This window comes from Nocardia sp. NPDC051756 (genome assembly GCF_040681495.1).
Lineage (GTDB): Bacteria > Actinomycetota > Actinomycetes > Mycobacteriales > Mycobacteriaceae > Nocardia.
In genome coordinates, this window is record NZ_JBFAYV010000005.1 from 829,845 (window position 1) to 850,159 (window position 20,315).

The window sequence follows — 20,315 nt, forward strand, 5'->3', positions numbered from 1 at the left end:
CCTGACGCATATCGAATCGCATGCCATTTGGTGTGCGGCGCATCAGAAGGTGTGCGGCTGGGTTGTTCGTTACGCCGGGCGGCGGGCGAAACCGGGGGCGTGTTCGGGGCGGATGCCGCGGGCGACCAGGAACGGGGGGACGCTGCGGAGCACGGGGATTCGGCGGAGGATGCGGACCGGGAGGGGTGCTTTGGGCGAGTTGGCGATGTTGATGCCGCCTTCGAGGGCGGGGCGGATCACGCGGGCGTGCAGGATGCGTTGCATGCCTTGGGTTACCGCGGTGGCGAGGGTGCGGCGGCGTTGCACCTTGGCCAGGTCGCGGGTGCTGACGGTCTTCGAGAGCAACGGGGCGGCAAGGATTCTCGCGGCGGCGACGGCGTCTTGCACGGCCAGGTTGATGCCGACGCCGCCGACCGGGGACATGGCGTGCGCGGCGTCGCCGATGCAGAGCAGTCCGCCGGTGTACCAGGTGGTCAGGCGGTCCAGCTGGACGTCGAGGAGTTTCACCTCGTCCCAGCTGGTGAGGGTGTCGACGCGGTCTTTCAGCCAGGGCGCCGAGTCGGACATGGTGCGCATGATCTCGTCGACCGGTCCGCGCCGCGCCGCCTCGTCGGTGCCCTTGGCGATGAGGGTGGCGCATTGCCAGTAGTCGCCGCGGTCGAGCAGCACCGCGGCCCGGTGCGCGGCGACGATCGGGACCGCGCCCGCGGGGTCGATCTCGTTGCGCGGCAACCGGAACCACCACACATCCATCGGTGTCGGCCAGCTCCGAGTGGCGAGCCCCGCCGCACCGCGCAGCACCGAGCCGCGCCCGTCGCAGGCGACGGTGAGGTCGGCGCGGATCTCACCGGTCGCACCGTCGGCGGTCCGATAGGCGACGCCGGTTACCTTGCCGTCAGACCAAACCAGTTCGGTCGCTTCGGTTTTCATCCGCAGATGGAAGCTCGGCTCCTGTTCGGCGGCCCGCGCGAGCAGGTCGAGCAGGTCCCACTGCGGCACCATGGCGATGTATTTGTGCTTGCCCGGAAGGTCTTTCAACGAGACGAAGGTCTGTAACCCGTCGGCGGTCGCCAGCTGCACCTGCTCCAGTTTGCGCGCACCGAGTTTCGCGAATTCCGCACCGAGCCCGAGTTCGTCGAGCAGGTCCAGGGTCGTGGGATGCACAGTGTCCCCGCGGAAGTCGCGCAGGAAGTCCTTGTGTTTCTCCAGCACCGTCACGTCGACCCCGGCCCGCGCCAGCAGCAACCCGAGGACTATCCCGGCGGGACCACCCCCGACCACCAGGCATGTCGTCTGTTCCATCGACTGTCCTCCTCGGTCGCGGTGCCGCAGCAGGTATCGCCAGAATTCTACGCTTGATGAATTCTACGCCCGCTGACTACACAGAGGGCCGAGATGGGTTGTCCCGAACCGAAACCCGGCCCGGGACCCGCGAAACGCCGTCGATCAGGAAGCAGTGTCCTGCCGCAGAATGAAGACATACGGCTCGGCCAGCCCGCGCATATCCATCACACCGAGCAACGTCTGCTCGTCCACCCGCCGGAAGTGATCGATGATCGGCAAATGGTCATAGACCATCGCGGCACTGACCACCCCGCGATACTCCACATTCCGCAAACGCGCTGTCGGCCTGCGTGTTTGGAACGCGAACCGCAAATACCCGAGTGCCTTCTTACTCGCCCGCACTCCGGCCAGCGGAATCCGCCCCGCAAGCCCGAGCGGCACGCGACGCGGATCAACCGGGAAGATCACCCCGTCGACAGCGAACAGCAAGGGATGCACGGTATCCGCATCATCGAACTGCTTGCCATACCACCCCGAAGCAACCAGCACCCCCGCGAACGGATGCCCGGTATCGAGTTCATCCCCCCGCCAACGCCCGGTCGTGATCTCCGCAACCGGAACCGCAGGCAACCTGTCGAACAACGCCAACGCCTGCTCAGCCGTGCAGCGCTGCCCCCGCAGCGCCGCCAACTCGGCAACCCCCGACCCGCTCGTCTCGGCCATGCTCGATCTCCTCGCGAAGGCAACAGTGCAACAACAACCCTATCTCTATCTCACCACCCTCGTCAGCGTGGTCCTGCACACCCTCGAATAGTCAGGCACCTCGCGCTAGAACGGCGCGTCCAAGGGCAGTTGGGTTACCTCGGCCACGTACGGATCCAGTTCGCCGGATTCGAAGCGGGACATGCCGATCACGTGCCAGAACTGGCCTGCGGTGTTGCCTTCGAACTTGTAGCGGCCGTCGGGGGCCAGGGCGGCCCAGCCTTCGGGCAACCCGAGCAGTTCCGCGCGGATGGTCGGGGCGGTTTCCGCGTCCGGGTAGTCGCCGCCGGGGACCGACCAGAGGATGGTGTTGCCGTCGTCGCCGCCGCTGGCGAGCAGGCGGCCGGACGGGTGGAAGGCGAGCGACCAGACCTGCCGCTTGTGGCCCTCCATGGTGTGCAGGTGCCGCCCCGTCGCCATGTCCCACAGGCGAACCACCAGGTCTTCGCCGCCGGTGGCGAGGATCCCGCTCTGCGGGTCGACCGCGGCCGCCCACAGCCGCCCGGTGTGCCGGGTCAGCTCGTGCAGGCTCGCGCCGGACTCGACCTCCCAGATGCGCACCGTCATGTCCCAGGAGACGCTGGCCAGCCGGTCCCCGTTGAACACCACCGCGTACACCCGGTCGCGGTGGCCGGTGAATTCGCGCAGCAGCCTGCCGGATTCGACGTCCCACAGCCGCACCACGGAGTCGTCGCAGCCGGTGGCCATCAGCGAGCCGTCCGCGTTGAACTCGATGGACCGCACCCGCCCGTGATGCTCCGCGCACACCATGTGCAGTGCGCCGGTGGTGCGGGACCAGATGATGACCGTGTCGTCGTCGTTCGCCGTGGCCACGTATTGATCGGTCGGGTCGAAGGCGATCGCCCAGACGGGCGCGGCCTCGACATTGATGTGCCGCTGGAACATTCCGGTGTCGAGGTTGAGCAGGCTGAGCCTGCCGTCGTTGCCGACCACCGCGAGCTGCTGCGGTTGTTTCCGGCTGAACAGCCCCTTCTCGAAGGTGACCAGTCGATCCTCGCTGCCGACCAGCCGCCGAATCTGCTTGGCCGTCACCGGATCCCACAGCCGAACCACGCCGTCGTTGCCGCCGGCGGCCAACAGCGTGCCGTCCGCGTTGAACGTCACCGACCTGACCTGCCGACCGTGCCCGGTGAGCACGTGCTTGCACACACCGGAAGCCGGATCCCAGAGCCGCGTGGTGAATTGGTCGTCGGTGACGGCGAGCTGCCCGCCGTCCGGCCGGAACGCGAACGGCCAGATCGATCCGGTGTGCGCGGTGATCCGGTGCCGCAGTTCACCGGTCGCGCTGTCCCGCAGGCAGAGCTGGCCGGCACTGTCACCCGAGGCGAGCAGGTCACCACTCGGATCGAACACCACCCAGTAGAGGGCGGCATTGTGATCGGACGGCGCGTGCTTCGACTCCCCCGTCTCGACATCCCAGATCCGCAGTCCCCCATCGGTATCCCCGCTGGCCAGCAGCGGCAGCCGAGGATGGAAGGCCAGCGTGTAGACCCGCCCGGTGTGGCCGGGCAGTTGCCGGATCAGCTCGCACCGCACCGGATCCCACAGCGCCACCATGCCGCGGACATCGCCGACCGCCAGCAGATCACCCGCCGGATTGAACACCACCCGGAACACGGCCCCGCTCGCGCCGACGAATTCGCCTCGTTCGCGCCCGCTTTCGACATCCCACAGCCGAACCACCCCGTCGCGGTACGCGGCAGCAACGACACCCTCGTGAATTGCCAAGCTGAAGATCAACTCTCGGCTACCGCCGGCGGGCACGCATTCGTGCAGCAGATCACCGCTCGGCAGCGACCACAGCCGCAACATCCCCTCGGCGTCGCCGGTGGCCAGTAGATCACCCGCCCGGTTCAGCGTGACCGGCCACGGCCATTCGCTGTGCCCGTGCAGAATTCGGCGCAGCTCCCCGCTCGCCACATCCCAGATGCCGACGGTGCCATCGCTGGAACCACTGATCAGCACGGTATCGGTGTAGGCGACCGCGAACGAACGATTGCGATGCCCCTGCAATGTGCGCAGCGGCAGCCCGGTTTCGGTGTCGCAGATCAACACTCCGCCGTCGTCGCTGCCGATGGCCAGGGTGCCGCCGTCGGGGCTGTAGGCCAGTGGCTGCGGCAGTCTGCCGTGCCTGGCGTGGAACCCGTGCCGGACGCCGATCGAGGCGGGGGCGAATTCGGTTCGCGCCGCCGAACCGGGCACCCACGCCGCGCCACGCAGATCGGTGCCCGCCGGGGTGCCGATGACGTCGAGCAGCGCCGCGCGATCCCAGCGGCTACCGGTTGCGCGGGTGCCGGTCAGGTTCGCGCGAGCCAGCCGCGCGCGGGTGAAATCGGCGTCGGTCAGGTCCGCGCCGACCAGGCTGGCCTCGTCCAGCCGGGCCCCGACCAGGCGCGCGCCGTGCAGCACCGCGCGGTCCAGGTTCACCCCGACCAACCGCGCGCCGGTGAGATCCGCGCCGGTCAGGTCGACCTGCTGCATGTCCCGATAGGACAGGTCCTCGCCCACCAGGATCGCGCCGCGCAGATCGGCGGTCGGCGCGGTGCGCAGCCGGGTGGTCAGCCGAATCGCGTTGGTCCGCGACACCTCGTCGGCGGCCGGGTCGTCGAGCACGCCGTCCGCCCAGGCGCGCGCGATCCGGATATCGGCGAGATCGCACAGGAAGTCGATGGACAGCTGCGACAGCGGCGCGTGCGCGAGCTGCGGCGGCGCCGCGATCCCCGCGGCGAACTGCTCGGCAATGTGGTTGGCCACCAACCACTCCGGCACCGAAGAGTGGATGAACCCGAACAGATTGTCCTCGGTCCGCACCAGCAGGCTGCCGGAGCCGATGGCGTGCGCGGACTGCTGCACCGACATCCGGTTGGCGCCGGTCATCTCCACCAAACTCTGTGCCACCTCGGTCAATTCGGCCAACCGCAGGTACGGCTCGCCGGTCTCCCAGATCCGCAACGCGAATTCGGTGACCGCGAGCCACAATTCGTGCAGCCCGAGCCCGGGCAGCGAACCCGCGGTCGCCGCGGTGCGATCCGTCTCGTAGGACAACCAGGATTCGAGGATCTCCCGATACAGCCCGGCCGCGCCGACGGCCTGCTGCGCGCCCGCCGCGGCCCGCAGCCGCCGCTCGTCCAGGTCGGCGATGAAGCTGAGCATGCGCGGATTCTGGGCCAGCCCCAGCAGATCCTCGATGCCGGTGATCAACCGCATTCTGGCATCGGCGCGCTGAACGTCGCCACCGTAGCGGTTGGTGAGGAAGGCGTGCACCTGCGCGGGCGCGAACTCCTCGATGTTGAGGATCTGCCGGTCCTGGAGCAGTCCGACCCGCTCCCCCAGCGCCGTGAGCACCTGCGCGCGCGACTCGAAATGCTGTGTGCGGCTGGCCACGATGATCTTCGCCTTGCCGACCGCGGCTTGCAGCAGTGTTTCCAGGTGGTCGGCGGCGAATTCGTAGCTGATCCGGGTGACGAGTTCGTCGAAGCCGTCGAACAGCAGCACCACCCGGCCCTCACGGAGCATGTAGCGCAACGCTTTCAGGTCGATCCGGTCCTCGCCGTGATTGGCCAGGTGCGCGGCGACCAGGGCGTCCACCGAATGAGTCTTGTCCAGCGTGCGCAGGTCGATCAGGATCGGAATCAGCACGGGCATGGTCTCGGTGATGCGCCGGGCCACTTCGTGCAGCGCGAAGGTCTTGCCGCGCCCGAAATCGCCGAGCACCAGGACGAATCGGCCGTGATCGGCGGCGACCAGCCGCAGCAGTTCGGCGACGAGATCGTCCCGCACGAATTGATCGCCGTGTTCGAGCGCCCGGAACCGTTGCGGCACATAGAGGTCCGGTGGGTAGCGGCGGTCGGTGCGCAACCGCTCGACCTGCTTGGCGAGGTAGTCCTCCAGATCGAGCAGGCCTTGGAACTCGGTGAAACTGCGCACCCGCAGGCCGTGACTCGCGGCCTCGTCGCGCAATGAACGCGGCGGCGGCGCACCGCGATAGATCAGCTCGGAGCCGTATTCCGGGTCGAGGCCGAGGAATTCCTCGACCACCTGCCTGGTCATGTCGCCGACGTGCACGCCGATACGCCACTGCGCGGTCACCTCGTCGCGCTGATGGGTGATGAACAGATGCGGCGGATCGGACTCGACGCGGCGAATCCTGGCCTCCGGATACCGGGTCTCGCACACCTCGGCCACCCGCTCCAGCAGGCGACCGTGCGGGTCGACGATGGCGGGGGTCTCGGTGCCGGGATCGTCGGGATCGCCGGGACCGGTCAGCTCGGGCAGCGTGTTCGAGGCCAGTGCCGCAACAGCATTCGCCCACGGCGCGGTCAGTCGCGCGGTGGGTTCCGCGGATTGCGCTGCGGTGGCGGAATATCGGGACAGGCCCTCGGTGGTCAGGTGGATGATCTCGTCGCGCCCCGCCGCGCCCGCGGGGATGACCGGCAGCCGGCCGTCGAGCCGATCAAGATGCGGCCCACCGGGACCCGGCCCGTGCAGCAGCAGATTCAGCCGGCCGCCGAGCAGCCGCGACAATGTGTCCGCGTCCCGCAGCAGGGCCGGATCACGCGGCGACGCGGCCGAGCCGGGCAACGGATCGTGCCGGACCACACCGAGCCGCAGCCACCCGTTCTCCTCGAACGGACGCAGCCGCTCGGCGAACCACGCCGCTTGCGGCTCACCGATCCGCCCGTAGTCGTCGTCCGGCAGATGGGTCGCGGCCATGGTCGAGTTCAAACCCGCGACCACCACCCGCAATTCGGGGATCGGGAACAGCGTCCACGGCTGCCCGACATCGAACACCAGATGGTCGAGCCCCTGATACAACTCGGCGAACAGCCGCGCGTACTGCTCGAGCTTCGGGAAGTACGGCGGCTGCGGCTTGCGGTCGCGCGCTTCGCAATTCAGGAAGTAGGCGTGGCAGGCGACCTTGGAGACATCGTGATTGCCGGGCACCACGATCAGCCGGTCGGGTTCGAGTCCGAGCAGCACCCGCAGCCCGGTCAGGAAGGTCAGCGCCTCGTCCACCTCCCGCGGGCGACCGGATTCGGTCAGATCGCCGGTCACCACGATCAGGTCGGGTTTCGGCACCCCCTGCCCGACCAGCTGGGTGACGTTCGCGTAGATGCGGGCCTGCAACTCGCGCGCGGTGCTCGGCTCGTCGGACGCGAACAAGCCGCGGCCGAACCGCGGACCGGCCACGTGCAGCACGCTGACCCCGCAACGATGCTCGTCGCGATGCGCGCCACCCGGAAACGCCGGAGCCGCAACGGGAGTGCGCCGGTTCAGCGGCGACTCGACCGGCCCGGTGTGTTCCTCGTCGCCGTAGCGGTCCGGTAGCGCGCCGGTGCCGAGTTCGTTCGGGAAGCGCGGTTCCTGCTGCGGTTTCCCTCGGCCCGCGAGCAGATGCCGCACCCGTTCCATCAGGATGCGCCGCGCCGCCTCGTCGGTCGGCACGTCCACCAGATCGATGTAGGTGAGGGTGGCGAGCAGCCCCTCCAGCGCGCAGTCGGCGATCCGGATCGGCAACAGCTTGCCCGGATCGGTACGGAACGCGGCCTGCCATTCCATTGTCCCGTAACGCGATTGGAGATAGTTGTCGGACAGCACCGCGAGCACGACGGCCGAATCGCGCACGCCGCGATCCATGAAGTCGATGAAGTTGGTGCCCGGCACGAAGTCCCAGGCCTGGATCAGGGTGCGATAGCCGGCGCTCTCCAGTTGCCAGGCGAGCCAGGTCGCCCATCGCTCGTCCGCCGGGGAATAGCTGATGAAGAAGTCCCGTGCCTGCCCGCCCTGCTGTGTCACGCCCCCAGTATGGCCTAGGCCAATAGCATGGCAGGCGTGCCAGAACAGGTCGACTCCACCGAACGGAACTCCCCGCCGAGTGCCGCCACACCCCGCTGGGGGCTGAGTGTGCTGGACTGGGTGCGCATCGGACTGCTGCTCGCCGGACTGTTGTGCGTGCTCACGGGCCTGCTGCCGCGTGCGGAGGCGGCCGACAACATGCGCCGGATCGGGCCGCTGCTGCTGTTCCTGGGCAGCGTGATCGTGCTGGCCGAGCTGACCCGGCAGGCCAAGGTGTTCGACGTGATCGCGCACCGGCTGGCCATCCTCGGGCGGGGTTACTACCCGGCGCTGTTCGTGCTGTGCGTGCTGTTCGCGTCGGCGACCACGATCCTGTTGAACCTGGACACGACGGCTGTCTTGATCACTCCGGTCATGCTGGCGCTGGCGGTGCCCGCGCGCATCCCGCCGCTGCCGTTGGCCATGACCACCGTCTGGCTCGCCAATACGGCCAGCCTGCTGCTGCCGGTGTCGAACCTGACCAATCTGCTTGCCGCCGACCGGGTTGCGCTGACCGCGACCGAGTTCGCGGCGAAAATGTGGGCGCCGCAGCTGGTTTCGCTCGTGGCGACGATGTTGTGCCTCTGGGTCTGGTACTGGCGGCGCGGACGCCGCGACACCGACCGCTACCTGCCGCCGGAGCCGATCCGGCCGGAGAACGCGAAGGAACGGGTGCTGCTGTACACCACGGCGGCCGCCTGCGTGCTGTTCATCGTCGCGATTCCGTTCGTCGGCAACCGCATCGGCATCGCCGCGACCGTCGCCGCCGTCATCGCGGTGCTCGCGTTCGCCGTCTTCGACCGTTCGTCGCTGCGGTTCTCGCTGATTCCCTGGCGGCTCTTGGTTTTCGTCGTCGGCCTGTTCCTGGTGGTGCCCACGCTCGGCCGGCTCGGTCTCTCCGATCTGATGCACACGCTGATCGGTTCCGATTCCGGTGCGGCAGGGGCATTCCGGGCGGCCGGCGCGGGCGCCACGCTCTCGAACATCGCCAATAATCTGCCCGCCTACACCGCGGGCGAGGCGGTGGTTCCGCCGGAAAACCACAACCAGCTCTTGGCCTTGCTCATCGGCACCAACGTCGGCCCGATCGTCACCCCGTGGGCCTCCCTCGCGACCCTGCTCTGCCTGGAGTTCTGCCGCACTCACAACGTCCGCGTCCCCATGCTCCGATTCGTCCTGACCGGCCTCGGACTCGCCGTAATCGGCACTACCGGCGCGGTCGCGGCGCTGCTTATCATCGGATAGAGCAACGTCACACGGGGGGAACAACGCATGGACCACGTCGAATTCACCGTCACGAATGTGTTCGATATCAGCGGACGCGGAGTCGTGATGGTCGCCGGTCGGCTCAGTGCCGGCGTCATCGAGGCAGGCGATGTGCTGTACGACTCGGTGACCGGTACCCGAGTCACCGTGGCGGGGCTGGAATTTCACGGCGGCCGTGAACTCGACCAGCACGTGCTGGTGATCCCCGCCAGTGAGGTCGACCGCGTCCGCATCGGTCAGCACCTGACCAGCGAACGACCCGACGACGGCCTGATCAGAACCCCTCGCCTACTGCGTATCCTCGACGACGCCCCGGATCTCGCCAAGGCCCAAGGACACGACTACGTCGGCGTCGAGCACCTGATGCTCGCCATCCTCGCCGACCCGGACGCGGTACCGACCCAGCACCTGCGCAAACTCGGCCTCGACCCGGACAACATCGCGCAGACGCTGAAGGACGCGATCGCCGGCACCGAGCCACCGAGTTCAGCCGGGTAGACCGGTGACGGTGACTCCCGCCGCGGATTTCACCAATAGCGTCAAGTCGGACATCATTTCGGCGCTGCCGGCGATGAAATCTACTTCGCCGACGGGTAATTCGAGACGTTCGTCCAGTGCGGCGCCGTCGAAATCCGTTATGTGCATGCCGGATTCGCGGGCGAGGAGCGCGCCGGCGGGGAGGTCGACCAGGCCGGCGCGGTAGCCGACGAAGCCGTCGATGTCGCCGTTGCTCAGCATGACCCAGCACAGCAGGGGCGACCAGAGTTGAATCAGGCGGCGGGACGCCGATTCCAAGGTGAGGCGCAGGGCGCGGGCGGTGGGGTCGGCGCGGGTGACCGGGTAGCCCTGGAGCCACGCGAGGACGGGTGCGGAGGCGGCCGGGCGGTGCGTCGGATGCCACAGCGGGCCGTTCGGACCGTGGGCGCCGCGACCGCGCACGGCAGTCCAGGTGCGGTCGGCGATCGGCTCGTGCACCACGCCGAGGACGGGTGTTCCGTTGTGGCACAGCGCGATACCGACCGAGCACACCGGCAGGCCGACGGCGATGTTGTTGGTGCCGTCGAGCGGATCGATGACCCAGCACCAGGTGTCGTCGGCGCTGTCCAGCACACCGGATTCCTCGGCGAGGATGCGGTGGCCGGGGAAGGCTCGGCGGACATGGCGCAGGATGATGTCCTCGGCCAGGAGGTCCAGGTCGGTGACCACGTCCCCGGTCGGGTCCTTGACGCGAACGGTCAGCGCCTCGAGCAGCCCGGCGCGGATCGCCCGGCCCGCTTCGACGGCCGCCGCGACCGCGACTTCGGCCGCGCGGTCGAGCAGCGTGTCCGGCAGTACCTGGTTCATTACGTCGCCCGCTCGCATCGGTTCTCCAGTTGCTCCGGCAGGGGTTGGTCCCGCAGATGGGCGAGCACGGTGTGCGCCGCGCGCCGGGTTTCGTTGGGCGTGCAGAGGATTCGGTGCACCCAGTGGTCGATGGTGGCCGGGGTGCCCAGGGACAGGTCGGGGCGGCCGAGGTTGTCTTCGCCGAGGACCACGGTTGCCGCTTCGCCGCGCACGTCGGACACGTGAAAAGCGCCGTGCGGCAAGGTGTATACCTCGCCGGTGTGGAAGTCCTCGCGCGAACGGGTCCGGTAGGTCACCAGTCGTTGCGTCGCACGCACCAGATCGCCGTCGGCCGCGCTCTGGATCTCGAACATCCGATGCGTGGGATGCGCGGGCGCGCTGAGGATTTCGATGATCTCGTTGCCGACCGTGCCGTACAGCACCGTGCTGAGCAGGTCCCAGCTGTGCGCGTGCACCTTCGAGGTGGTCGGATCGGCGCGCACCCCTTCGGTCCACACGTGCACGCAGATGCCGAGGCCCGCACCGCGCCATGCGGGAAAACACAAGAAGCCCAACGGATGTCGCACCGCGAGCAGGTCCGAACCACCGTCCACGACGTCGGCGAGGACGTCGCGGGCCCAGCCACGCACCGCGGCCCCGGTGCTATCGGAGCCGATCAACGTGCGCAGGCGGGCGTATTCGTTCACTTAATACGGGTTCCTCGGTTGTAGTGCGCGCCGCACGATGTCGGCGACGTCGCGATCGGTGAACGAGGCCGGTAGTTCCAGCGAGAGTGCCTGGAACAGGCCACGAACCTGATCGACGCTCGGTTCGTCGGACAGCTGGAGCTCCTCGCTCCGGCTAAGCGGAACCTGCCGGGTCTGCTTGAAACTGGCGACGAGTTCGCGATTGAAATCGCGGTAATAGGGCTTGTCCCGCTCGAACATCAGCGCGGGGGTGTTCGGATTGTCCTGGGTGACAATGACGCAACTGGACGACAGGTCCCAGCGGAACGTGGTCATCACCGTCGACAGGCCCACGTCGATGGTCAGAAAGGTGAACCGCTGCCGATACCAGCAGGCGGCCAGCACCGTCGCGAACGCCTCCTTGCGGGTGCGTTCGGTGGTCCACAGTTCGCCGGTGCGGTCGGCCTCGGGCGAGAGCGAGGAACGGAACTGCGCGTAGGTCTTGCACAGCGGTTCGTCGGTCGGGTCGAGGATCTCCAATTGCACACGCAGCGGGCGTTGTTCGCGCCGCGCGTTCTCCACGCACTCGCGCAGCGTCACCGCGCGGATGTAAGTTCCGGTGCCGCCCTTGAAGATCCACTGTTCGGTGCCGCGCCGGGCCAGGGTGTGCGCGTGCCCGATCTCGGGACCGTAGAGCAGCTGCACCGAGTTCGCGTCGCGCATCGCCTTGGACGACAGGTGCCGATCGCGCAGCAGCGTGGTCGCGAGCAACGCGAGGACCAGCAGCACCGCCGCGTTCACGTTGTCGACGCTGATCACGTCCAGGACCGCGAGCAAGCCGACCACCACGGCGAGTACCAACGCGACCACACCATCGACGTTGTTACGCAACCAGATCAGCAACCGCGCCATGCGGCCCTCCCCTCTGTTCCCCCCAGGATAGAGGCAGCCGGACGAGGGACGCGAAGGAAATCAGAAGTCGTGCGCGCCAACGCCCGTGGTCCAGCCCACATCCCGCGCGCTTGACCTCGAGTGCGGTTGAGGAACCACGATAGGAACCGGTCGCCGAACTACCCATTCGGCGGCAGCAAGCCCTTGCGCTCCCGCCGGCTCCCGTACACCCCCGGTGGGAGCGCAAGGACCCCGGAAAATGCGACAGCCGCACACTTTCTGATGTGCCGCATACCCAATCGCATGCGATTCGGTGTGCGGGACATCAGGAGGTGTGCGGCTGCGTACAGCTCAGTTCGGGGTGGTGGATTCCCACTCGTACACGGTGACGTGCGAGGAGCCGGTGGTGTGCACCGGGTCGGCGAACGCGAGTTCGCGTGCGGCGTCGAGGTTTTCGGCGGCGATGAAGTACGCGCCGCCGGTGCCGTCGGTGAAGCGCGCGCTCTCCACCAGTTGACCGCGCTCGCTCAGCTGCTGCAGGAAGTCCTTGTGCGGCTGGAGCACGGCGGCGTCGAAGTTCGGCGTGCGCATCGCCATCACCAGGAACTTCTTCACGCGTCGGCCTCCGGGCGCGACGCCCTTGTCGCGGCCGCGGCGGCCCGGACCTGCGGCGCGACCAGCACGACCTGGCCGAGCACGCCGTTCACGAACGACGGGCTGTCGTCGGTGGACAGCTCCTTGGCCAGTTCGACCGCCTCGTCCACCGCGACGACCGGCGGAACATCGTTGGCGTGGAACAACTCCCACACCGCGATCCGCAGGATGGCGCGGTCGACGGCGGGCAGCCGGGACAGCTCCCAGTCCTTGAGGTAGGACTCGATGGTGCCGTCCACCCGGTCGAGGTCGTCGGCGACGCCCTCGACCAGCGTGTGCGTGTAGGCGTGCACCGGCGCGACGGCCTGATCACGGGTCGCCAGATCGACCCGCTCGTCGAGCAGGTCGGCGGGGTCGACGTCGCGTGCCTCTGCCTCGAAGAGCAGATCGACAGCCCGGCGGCGGGCCTTGTGCCGCGTACCGAGCTTCTTGAAGGACTTCTTGTCTACCGGCTGTTCAGCCACAGTCACCATTATCTCAGTAGAGGAAGGGCGATCAGGCGTTGACTCGGCCGAGGTAGCTGCCATCACGCGAATCGATGCGCAGCTTGTCGCCGGTGTTGATGAACAGCGGGACCTGCACCTCGGCGCCGGTCTCCAGGGTGGCCGGCTTGGTGCCGCCGGTGGAGCGGTCGCCCTGCAGGCCGATGTCGGTGTGCTGGACCTGCAACTCCACGGTGACCGGGAGCTCGACGTAGAGCGGCGCGCCCTCGTGCGTGGCGACCTGCACGGTCATGTTCTCCAGCAGGAAGCGCGCGCCGGGGCCGATGGTCGCCTCGGAGATGGAGATCTGGTCGAAGGTGTCGCCGTCCATGAAGACGAAGTCCGAACCGTCGTGGTACAGGTAGGTCATGTCGCGGCGGTCGACCGTCGCGGTCTCCACCTTGACGCCCGCGTTGAACGTCTTGTCGACGACCTTGCCGGACAGCACGTTCTTCAGCTTGGTCCGCACGAAGGCGGGACCCTTGCCCGGCTTGACGTGCTGGAATTCGATGATCTGCTGGAGCTGACCGTCGATCTTCAGCACAAGGCCGTTCTTGAAGTCGCTGGTGTCCGCCACTGTCCTCGGATCTCCTAGTTCGTAAACAACATGTTGGTCAACCGGCGTCATTCGACGACGGTCAGGTCTTTGCTGGTGTTGGTGAGCAACTCCGGGCCCCCTTCGCGCACCACGAGCGTGTCCTCGATCCGGACCCCGCCGCGGCCGGGAAAGTACACACCGGGTTCGACGGTCACCGCCACGCCAGCAAGAAGTGTACCGGTTCCGTTTTTCGCGATGCTCGGCGCTTCGTGGATCTGCAATCCGACCCCGTGGCCGAGGCCGTGCACGAAGAGTTTGCCGTGTCCGGCGGCCTCGATCACCGAGCGCGAGGCCGCGTCCACCTCGTCGACCTTGACGCCCGGTCGCAGCGCCTCGCGTCCGGCTCGCTGCGAGGCTTCGACCAGCGCGTACACCTCCCGCTGCCAGTCGCTCGGCCGGCCGAGCACGAAGGTGCGGGTCATGTCCGAGTGGTAGCCGCCGATCATCGCGCCGAAGTCGAGTTTGACGAAGTCGCCGGTGGCGAGCACCGCGTCGGTCGGCCGATGATGCGGGACAGCCGAATTCACGCCGGCGGCGACGATGGTCTCGAACGACACCGCGTCGGCGCCGTGCTCGAACATCGCCCATTCCAGGTCCCTGGCGACCTGCTTCTCGGTGCGGCCCGGACGCAGCAGGCCGCGTTCGAGCAGGGTGGCGAGTCCATCGTCGCCCGCGGTGCAGGCGGCCCGGAGCTGGGCCACCTCGTAGGCGTCCTTGACCGTGCGCAGCTGTTCGACCAGGCCGGGGGTGGCGACGAACTCCAGCCCGGTGCATTGGTCGACGAAGCCGCGGTGCTGGTCGACGGTGACGATGTGGCTCTCGTAGCCGACCCGGCCGAGCTGCCATTCGCCGGCCAGCTCGATGATCCGGCGGGCGGTGGCCCTGGCGATCTCGGCGCGCAGGTCCGGGACCTGCTCGGCGACCTGGGTCCGGTACCGGCCGTCGGTGCCGATCACCGTGCGCTCCTCGGCATTGCGCATGTCCCAGGAATGCACCAGTAGCGCGGCGTTGGATCCGGTGAACCCGGTCAGGTATCGCAGATTCACCAGGTCGGTGACCAATAGGGCGTCCACCCCGTTTTCCACCAGCAGGCTCCGCAGCGCGCCACGCCGCGCGGCGTAGTCGGGGGCTTGGCCCACGTGATCAGCACACATGGTTCAAAGCTACCGCCGACACGCCGTATAGCCGCATACAACACGTGGACTGGTCGCCGTGGGCGCGCCGACCTGCGGCGAACGATCTTGGCGCCGATCGCGCAATGCCGTTGGCGCTCATCGATTTCCGTACCGGACGGAATGCGGAGGACGGTTGTTCACATGTCGAAAAGCTGTCCACAATCCGACGAAGCGGGGTTGTGCCTGGCCACGATCGGACAAGAGTGGACGGCATGCCGATCATCGCCTTCGCCGCCCTCCTCGCGTGGTGTGTTGTGTTGAGCGTCATCGATTTTCGACAGCGGCGGTTGCCGAATCCGCTGACCGGAGGGGGTGCGGTCGCGGTGCTCGGTTACGCACTGTCCACAGGTCGATGCACAGCCGCTTTGGTAGGTGCGGCACTACTCGTGGTGCCGTATCTGCTGGTACATCTGGCGCTACCCGCGGCGTTCGGTGCCGGCGATGTGAAGCTCGCGATCGGGTTGGGTGCGGTGGCGGGACTCGGCGGCGGACAGGTCTGGGTGTGGTCCGCGCTGGCCGCGCCGTTGCTCACCGCGTGCGCCGGAGTTGCGGTGCTCCGGCTACCTCGAAACCGTTCCGCCGACCGAATCTCGCTACCGCACGGGCCGGCCATGTGCCTGGCAACGGTGTGTGCGCTGGCCGTCGGGACTGTCGGATGATCGGGCTGCACCGAACCTGAGCGCCTGCCGACGCGCCCGCCGGATCTTCGTACCGCACAGACCTGCGATGCGCGGTGGCGGTATGCGCGCTGGCCATCGATGGCCTGATGAGGCGCGGGTGGGACGGCGGTGTGCCGAACGTGCCGACCATCACGGCGGGCCGCGTGCCTGAGCAGCCGCGCCGACATGGGAAGATGGACGGCGTGTTGCGCTGGATAACTGCCGGAGAATCCCACGGTCCCGCTCTCGTCACCATCCTCGAGGGGATGGTGGCCGGTGTCGAGGTCACGTCCGACGAGATCTCCGCGCAGTTGGCGCGCCGCAGGCTCGGGTATGGCCGCGGCGCCCGGATGAAGTTCGAGGCCGACAAGGTGACCGTCGTCGGCGGTGTCCGGCACGGCCGCACCATGGGCGGTCCGGTCGCCATCGAGATCGCCAACTCCGAGTGGCCGAAGTGGACGGCGGTCATGTCCGCCGACCCGGTCGACCCGGACGAGCTCGCCGAGCTGGCCCGCAACGCCCCGCTCACCCGGCCGCGCCCCGGGCACGCCGACTACTCCGGCATGCTCAAGTACGACTTCGACGACGCCCGCAACGTGCTCGAGCGGGCCAGCGCCCGGGAGACCGCGGCGCGCGTCGCGGCGGGCACCGTGGCGCGGAACTTCCTGCGGCAGGCATTCGGCGTCGAGGTGATCTCGCACGTCGTCTCCATCGGCACCGCGCAGAACACCACCGGTATCGTGCCGTCGGCCGGCGACCTCGCCGCCATCGACGAGAGCCCGGTGCGCTCGTTCGACAAGGACGCCGAGGCGGCGATGATCGCCGAGATCGAGGCGGCCAAGAAGGACGGCGACACGCTCGGCGGCGTCGTCGAGGTGGTCATCGAGGGCCTTCCGGTCGGGCTCGGCTCGTTCACCAGTGGTGAGAACCGCCTCGACTCGCGGCTCGCGGGCGCGCTCATGGGCATTCAGGCGATCAAGGGCGTCGAGGTCGGCGACGGGTTCGAGACCGCGCGCAGGCGCGGCAGCCAGGCGCACGACGAGATGAAGCCCGGCACCGACGGCGTGCTGCGCTCCACCAACCGGGCCGGCGGCCTGGAGGGTGGCATGACCAACGGCGAAGCACTGCGCGTGCGCGCCGCGATGAAGCCGATCTCGACGGTGCCGCGCGCGCTCGCGACCGTCGACATGACCACCGGCGAAGAAGCCATCGCCATCCACCAGCGTTCCGACGTGTGTGCCGTGCCCGCCGCGGGCGTGGTCGCCGAATCGATGGTGGCGCTGGTCGTCGCGCAGGCCGCGCTGGAGAAGTTCGGTGGCGACTCGCTCGGCGAGACCCTGGAGAACATCACCAGCTACGTCAAGCGGATCAGCGTCCGCCCGCACAACGCGCCCGCTGACCCAAGCACGCCATGATCGTGCAGACCGATCCGCGCGCGCCGCGCGTGGTGCTGGTCGGGCCGCCGGGGGCGGGGAAAACGACGATCGGCCGCAAGCTCGCCAAGGAACTCGGCGTCGAGCTTTACGACACCGACGCGGGCATCGAGCGCGAGACCGGTCGCACCATTCCGGAAATCTTCGCCGCCGACGGCGAACCCGAATTCCGCAAGATCGAGGAGCGGGTGGTGCGCCGCGCGATCCTGGCCGAGCGCGGCGTCGTCTCGCTCGGCGGCGGGGCCGTGCTGTCCAAGGACACCAGGGCGCTGCTACGCGGCCGCACCGTCGTCTACCTGGAAATCAGTGTGGGCGAGGGCCTTCGACGAACCGGAGCGAGCACCAATCGGCCGTTGCTCAACGGAGCCGATCCGGCGACCAAGTACCGCGAGCTGATGCGCAAGCGGCGGCCGTTGTATCGCGAGGTCGCCACGGTTCGGGTGCGCACCGACGGTCGCAGCCCGGGTCGCGTCGTGAAGATGGTGCTCGCCAAACTCGGTTTCGAATCCGCCAATCCCGACACCGGGACGGATGTCGACTGCCCGGATCTGCCCGAGACCACGGAAGCACAGACCGCTGCGGCCGGCGAGAACACCGGAACCCCGCAGGGCAGCAGCCGATCTCGGGCCCGCCGCCGGGCACGGGCGCGAGCCGCCGCACGTCGGCGAGAAGCGGCCGAAGCGGCCGGGGAGCAGACGCCGTCGGCTCCGATGGGGAAGTCCGCCGCGAATGCGGGGGGCCGGAGCTGGCGCACGCGTCGCGCCGAGGCCCACGCCGGGGAGAACCGCGCGGCCACCCAAGACGACACCGACGCACCAGCACCGTCGGACAGCCAGGAAGAGCCCAGCCAGGGTCCGCGATCCAGCGGGCGGGCCCGGCGCGCCCGGGCCAGACGCGCCCGCGTGCGCGCCCGCAAAATCCAAGAAGCACAAACAGAATCGGAGCAGCAGTCGTGACAGAGCCTTATCGTCTCGAAGTTCGTACCGCCGATCCGTACCCGGTGATCATCGGCCGCGGGTTGCTCGGTGAGCTCGTCGAGGCGGTCAGCGGCGCGACGAGCGGCGTGCGGACGGTGGCGATCTTCCATCAACCGCCGCTCGCCGAGACCGCCGAGGTGGTGCGGAAGGCGCTGGCCGACACCGGCATCGACGCGCACCGCATCGAGATCCCGGACGCCGAGGCGGGCAAGGAACTCGCGGTCGCCGGCTTCTGCTGGGAGGTGCTCGGCCGAATCGGCCTGACCCGCAACGATGTCGTGGTGAGCCTCGGCGGCGGCGCCGCCACCGACCTGGCCGGTTTCGTGGCCGCCACCTGGATGCGCGGCGTGCAGATCGTGCACGTGCCGACCACCCTGCTGGCCATGGTCGACGCGGCGGTCGGCGGCAAGACCGGCATCAACACCGAGGCGGGCAAGAACCTGGTCGGCTGCTTCCACGAGCCTGCCGCCGTGCTGGTCGACCTGGCCACGCTGGAAACCGTGCCGCGCAACGAGATCGTGGCCGGTATGGCCGAGATCATCAAGGCCGGTTTCATCGCCGACCCGGTGATCCTCGACCTGGTGGAACGCGACCCGCAGGCCGCCATCGACCCCACCGGCGACGTGCTGCCCGAGCTGATCCGGCGGGCGATCCAGGTGAAGGCCGACGTCGTCGCCGCCGATCTCAAAGAGGCCAGCCTGCGCGAGATCCTCAACTACGGCCACACCCTCGGCCACGCCATCGAGCGCCGCGAGCGCTACCGCTGGCGGCACGGCGCCGCCGTCTCCGTCGGCCTGGTCTTCGCCGCCGAGCTCGGCCGCCTGGCCGGCCGCCTCGACGACGCCACCGCCGACCGGCACCGCACGGTCCTGGAAAGCGTCGGCCTGCCGACCACCTACGACGCCGACGCCCTCCCCCAGCTGCTCGACACCATGCAAACCGACAAGAAGACCCGCTCCGGCGTCCTGCGCTTCGTCATCCTCGACGGTCTCGCCAAGCCCGGCCGCCTCGAAGGCCCCGACCCCACCCTCCTCGCCGCCGCCTACTCCGCCATCCTCCGCGAAGGCACCCCGAGCACCGGCATCCTGCTGTAGCAAGGTCCCGCCGAACAGCCGTCGAATCGCGGCGGCAGATCACAGCGCGGACAACAGAAACGGCGCACCCCGTGATCGGGGTGCGCCGTTCTTGTGCACAGGGATCGGCCAGTACACCGCTCTGGCCGAGCTTTGTGCACTGCCAGTCGGCCCGCCGGTTCAGCACAGCACGATCAGCGAGCCACGGAGATCAGCCGCGCACCCCCCGACGAGCGCGCCGCCCGCTGGTGCCGGGCTATTGCTGAAACGTCAGGGCTGCGGGATCCAGTAGTCGTACCGGTCGTTGTCCCAGCGCGCGACGCACACCCCGTCCTTGTTCCAGTTCGGGCCTTCCTTCAGGCAATACCCCAGCGAAACGTTCGCCACCGAAGGCAGGCAGACGAAGTTCCAGTGCGGCTGGTTCGACGCACAGCCGTTGTCCTGCGCGGCAGCCTGTCCGCCGAATACGACCGCGGACGCGGCGACCGCCATCGCGGCGGCGGCCCCAACTCGAATCAACATCACAATGTCCCCTCCCGTTGAAATGCATTGGATAGCAACACAATATCGACGGGAATCGGTAAAACAGCACGGGCAGCCACAGGTTGGCAGAGTGCGTTGCAGGTTGGCAGCGCCGCCGTTGATGGCAGTCCGTGCGTGCATCATCGAGGGTCGGACAGCAGAAACGGCGCACCCCAGGATCGGAGTGCGCCGTTGCGCAAAGGTCAGGCCGGGGTGTGTACGACGGGAGCCGACTGCTTGTTGTGCGAGCGGTCCGCCAGGATCCGGCCGAGCCCGACGCCGATCAGCGCCGGGATGAAGATCAGCAGGACGATGAACGCCGCGCCCGCGGTGAGCTCGAAGAGGATCCCGTTGTCGCCGAGGTCGAACTTGGGCAACCAGTCGATGATCCACGCGGCGAGCCCGCTGCCGACGCCACCGGCCGCGGCAGCCTTGAGCCACAGCAGGGTCAGGTCGGTGCCGCGCTCCGGATCGGGCTGGGCCGAGCGGTCCTTGCGGCCGTCGAGCACGCCCCAGTACAGGACGGCGGCCACGATCAGGACGAGGCAGAACACCCGCATCCAGACCCCGTGGGTCGGCCAGTTCACCATCGCGAACCCGAGCACGGCACGCAACAAGACGACCAGCGCACCGAGCACGACGGCCCGCAACACCCAAGCATTCATGCGGACCAC

Annotated in this window: 17 protein-coding genes and 1 pseudogene; 6 read left to right on the forward strand and 12 right to left on the reverse strand. The window is 68.4% G+C overall.

Translation table 11 applies throughout. The features are described 5' to 3' along the window. Positions 1-69 precede the first annotated feature (69 nt). The 3 genes from AB0M22_RS25855 to AB0M22_RS25865 all read right to left on the reverse strand — a co-directional run bounded on the left by AB0M22_RS25855 (position 70) and on the right by AB0M22_RS25865 (position 7,863). Positions 70-1,302 (reverse strand): FAD-dependent oxidoreductase, encoded by a 1,233-nt coding sequence (locus tag AB0M22_RS25855; protein WP_364731694.1) that lies wholly within the window; start codon positions 1,300-1,302, stop codon positions 70-72. A gap of 144 nt (positions 1,303-1,446) precedes the next feature. Further along, positions 1,447-2,007, reverse strand: a complete 561-nt coding sequence (locus AB0M22_RS25860) for a DUF4334 domain-containing protein (RefSeq protein ID WP_364731697.1) — start codon at positions 2,005-2,007, stop codon at positions 1,447-1,449. 105 nt (positions 2,008-2,112) lie between these two features. After that, entirely contained in the window at positions 2,113-7,863 is a 5,751-nt protein-coding gene (locus AB0M22_RS25865; RefSeq protein WP_364731699.1) for a TIR domain-containing protein, read from the reverse strand. A gap of 27 nt (positions 7,864-7,890) precedes the next feature. On the opposite strand from AB0M22_RS25865, the gene AB0M22_RS25870 reads away from it, so the two are divergent. Then, on the forward strand, positions 7,891-9,147 hold the full coding sequence (locus tag AB0M22_RS25870; RefSeq protein ID WP_364731701.1) for an SLC13 family permease: 1,257 nt from the start codon (positions 7,891-7,893) through the stop codon (positions 9,145-9,147). Positions 9,148-9,174: 27 nt separating this feature from the next. After that, positions 9,175-9,666 carry a Clp protease N-terminal domain-containing protein gene (locus AB0M22_RS25875; protein ID WP_364731703.1) on the forward strand — a complete coding sequence of 164 codons (492 nt, stop codon included), beginning with the start codon at positions 9,175-9,177 and terminating at the stop codon, positions 9,664-9,666. Here the strand turns inward: AB0M22_RS25875 and AB0M22_RS25880 are convergent. From AB0M22_RS25880 to AB0M22_RS25910, 7 genes are all read right to left on the reverse strand, one after another. Next, on the reverse strand, positions 9,655-10,512 hold the full coding sequence (locus tag AB0M22_RS25880; RefSeq protein WP_364731705.1) for an inositol monophosphatase family protein: 858 nt from the start codon (positions 10,510-10,512) through the stop codon (positions 9,655-9,657). The two genes, AB0M22_RS25875 and AB0M22_RS25880, sit on opposite strands and share 12 nt — an antisense overlap. Next, positions 10,512-11,198 carry a hypothetical protein gene (locus tag AB0M22_RS25885; protein WP_364731708.1) on the reverse strand — a complete coding sequence of 229 codons (687 nt, stop codon included), beginning with the start codon at positions 11,196-11,198 and terminating at the stop codon, positions 10,512-10,514. The genes AB0M22_RS25880 and AB0M22_RS25885 overlap by 1 nt, the downstream gene beginning before the upstream one ends. After that, positions 11,199-12,089, reverse strand: a complete 891-nt coding sequence (locus AB0M22_RS25890; RefSeq protein ID WP_364731710.1) for a hypothetical protein — start codon at positions 12,087-12,089, stop codon at positions 11,199-11,201. Between the two features lie 330 nt (positions 12,090-12,419). After that, a complete protein-coding gene (locus tag AB0M22_RS25895; RefSeq protein ID WP_364731712.1) occupies positions 12,420-12,683 on the reverse strand; it encodes a YciI family protein in 264 nt (87 codons plus the stop codon). Further along, entirely contained in the window at positions 12,680-13,186 is a 507-nt protein-coding gene (gene nusB, locus AB0M22_RS25900; protein ID WP_364731714.1) for a transcription antitermination factor NusB, read from the reverse strand. Before nusB ends, AB0M22_RS25895 begins: the two co-directional genes overlap by 4 nt. Before the next feature lie 31 nt (positions 13,187-13,217). Further along, a complete protein-coding gene (gene efp / locus AB0M22_RS25905) occupies positions 13,218-13,781 on the reverse strand; it encodes an elongation factor P (RefSeq protein WP_364731717.1) in 564 nt (187 codons plus the stop codon). 47 nt (positions 13,782-13,828) lie between these two features. After that, entirely contained in the window at positions 13,829-14,956 is a 1,128-nt protein-coding gene (locus AB0M22_RS25910; RefSeq protein ID WP_364731719.1) for a Xaa-Pro peptidase family protein, read from the reverse strand. A 242-nt stretch (positions 14,957-15,198) separates the two neighbouring features. On the opposite strand from AB0M22_RS25910, the gene AB0M22_RS25915 reads away from it, so the two are divergent. The 4 genes and pseudogenes from AB0M22_RS25915 (at position 15,199) to aroB (ending at position 19,140) form a co-directional block, all read left to right on the forward strand. After that, positions 15,199-15,636: an A24 family peptidase gene (locus tag AB0M22_RS25915; RefSeq protein WP_364732001.1), complete on the forward strand. Its 438-nt coding sequence runs from the start codon at positions 15,199-15,201 to the stop codon at positions 15,634-15,636. 203 nt (positions 15,637-15,839) lie between these two features. Continuing rightward, entirely contained in the window at positions 15,840-17,051 is a 1,212-nt protein-coding gene (gene aroC / locus AB0M22_RS25920; RefSeq protein ID WP_364732004.1) for a chorismate synthase, read from the forward strand. Next, a pseudogene (locus tag AB0M22_RS25925) lies at positions 17,048-17,575 on the forward strand (shikimate kinase); the annotation flags it as partial. The gene aroC and the pseudogene AB0M22_RS25925, both read left to right, overlap by 4 nt. Before the next feature lie 446 nt (positions 17,576-18,021). Then, positions 18,022-19,140, forward strand: a complete 1,119-nt coding sequence (aroB, locus tag AB0M22_RS25930; protein ID WP_364731722.1) for a 3-dehydroquinate synthase — start codon at positions 18,022-18,024, stop codon at positions 19,138-19,140. Between the two features lie 249 nt (positions 19,141-19,389). On the opposite strand, the gene AB0M22_RS25935 is transcribed toward aroB, so the two are convergent. Together AB0M22_RS25935 and AB0M22_RS25940 are read right to left on the reverse strand one after the other, a co-directional pair. Beyond that, positions 19,390-19,641 carry a hypothetical protein gene (locus tag AB0M22_RS25935; RefSeq protein WP_364731724.1) on the reverse strand — a complete coding sequence of 84 codons (252 nt, stop codon included), beginning with the start codon at positions 19,639-19,641 and terminating at the stop codon, positions 19,390-19,392. A gap of 203 nt (positions 19,642-19,844) precedes the next feature. Beyond that, positions 19,845-20,306, reverse strand: a complete 462-nt coding sequence (locus AB0M22_RS25940) for a B-4DMT family transporter (RefSeq protein ID WP_364731726.1) — start codon at positions 20,304-20,306, stop codon at positions 19,845-19,847. Between the last annotated feature and the right edge of the window lie 9 nt (positions 20,307-20,315).

Bases quoted from the DNA above. Each gene is read 5' to 3' on its own strand.
- AB0M22_RS25860 (WP_364731697.1), bottom strand. From the start codon at position 2,007: ATGGCCGAGACGAGCGGGTCGGGGGTTGCCGAGTTGGCGGCGCTGCGG.
- AB0M22_RS25910 (WP_364731719.1), bottom strand. From the start codon at position 14,956: ATGTGTGCTGATCACGTGGGCCAAGCCCCCGACTACGCCGCGCGGCGT.
- AB0M22_RS25855 (WP_364731694.1), bottom strand. From the start codon at position 1,302: ATGGAACAGACGACATGCCTGGTGGTCGGGGGTGGTCCCGCCGGGATA.
- AB0M22_RS25880 (WP_364731705.1), bottom strand. From the start codon at position 10,512: ATGAACCAGGTACTGCCGGACACGCTGCTCGACCGCGCGGCCGAAGTC.
- AB0M22_RS25940 (WP_364731726.1), bottom strand. From the start codon at position 20,306: ATGAATGCTTGGGTGTTGCGGGCCGTCGTGCTCGGTGCGCTGGTCGTC.
- AB0M22_RS25935 (WP_364731724.1), bottom strand. From the start codon at position 19,641: ATGTTGATTCGAGTTGGGGCCGCCGCCGCGATGGCGGTCGCCGCGTCC.
- AB0M22_RS25890 (WP_364731710.1), bottom strand. From the start codon at position 12,089: ATGGCGCGGTTGCTGATCTGGTTGCGTAACAACGTCGATGGTGTGGTC.
- AB0M22_RS25875 (WP_364731703.1), top strand. From the start codon at position 9,175: ATGGACCACGTCGAATTCACCGTCACGAATGTGTTCGATATCAGCGGA.
- AB0M22_RS25870 (WP_364731701.1), top strand. From the start codon at position 7,891: ATGGCAGGCGTGCCAGAACAGGTCGACTCCACCGAACGGAACTCCCCG.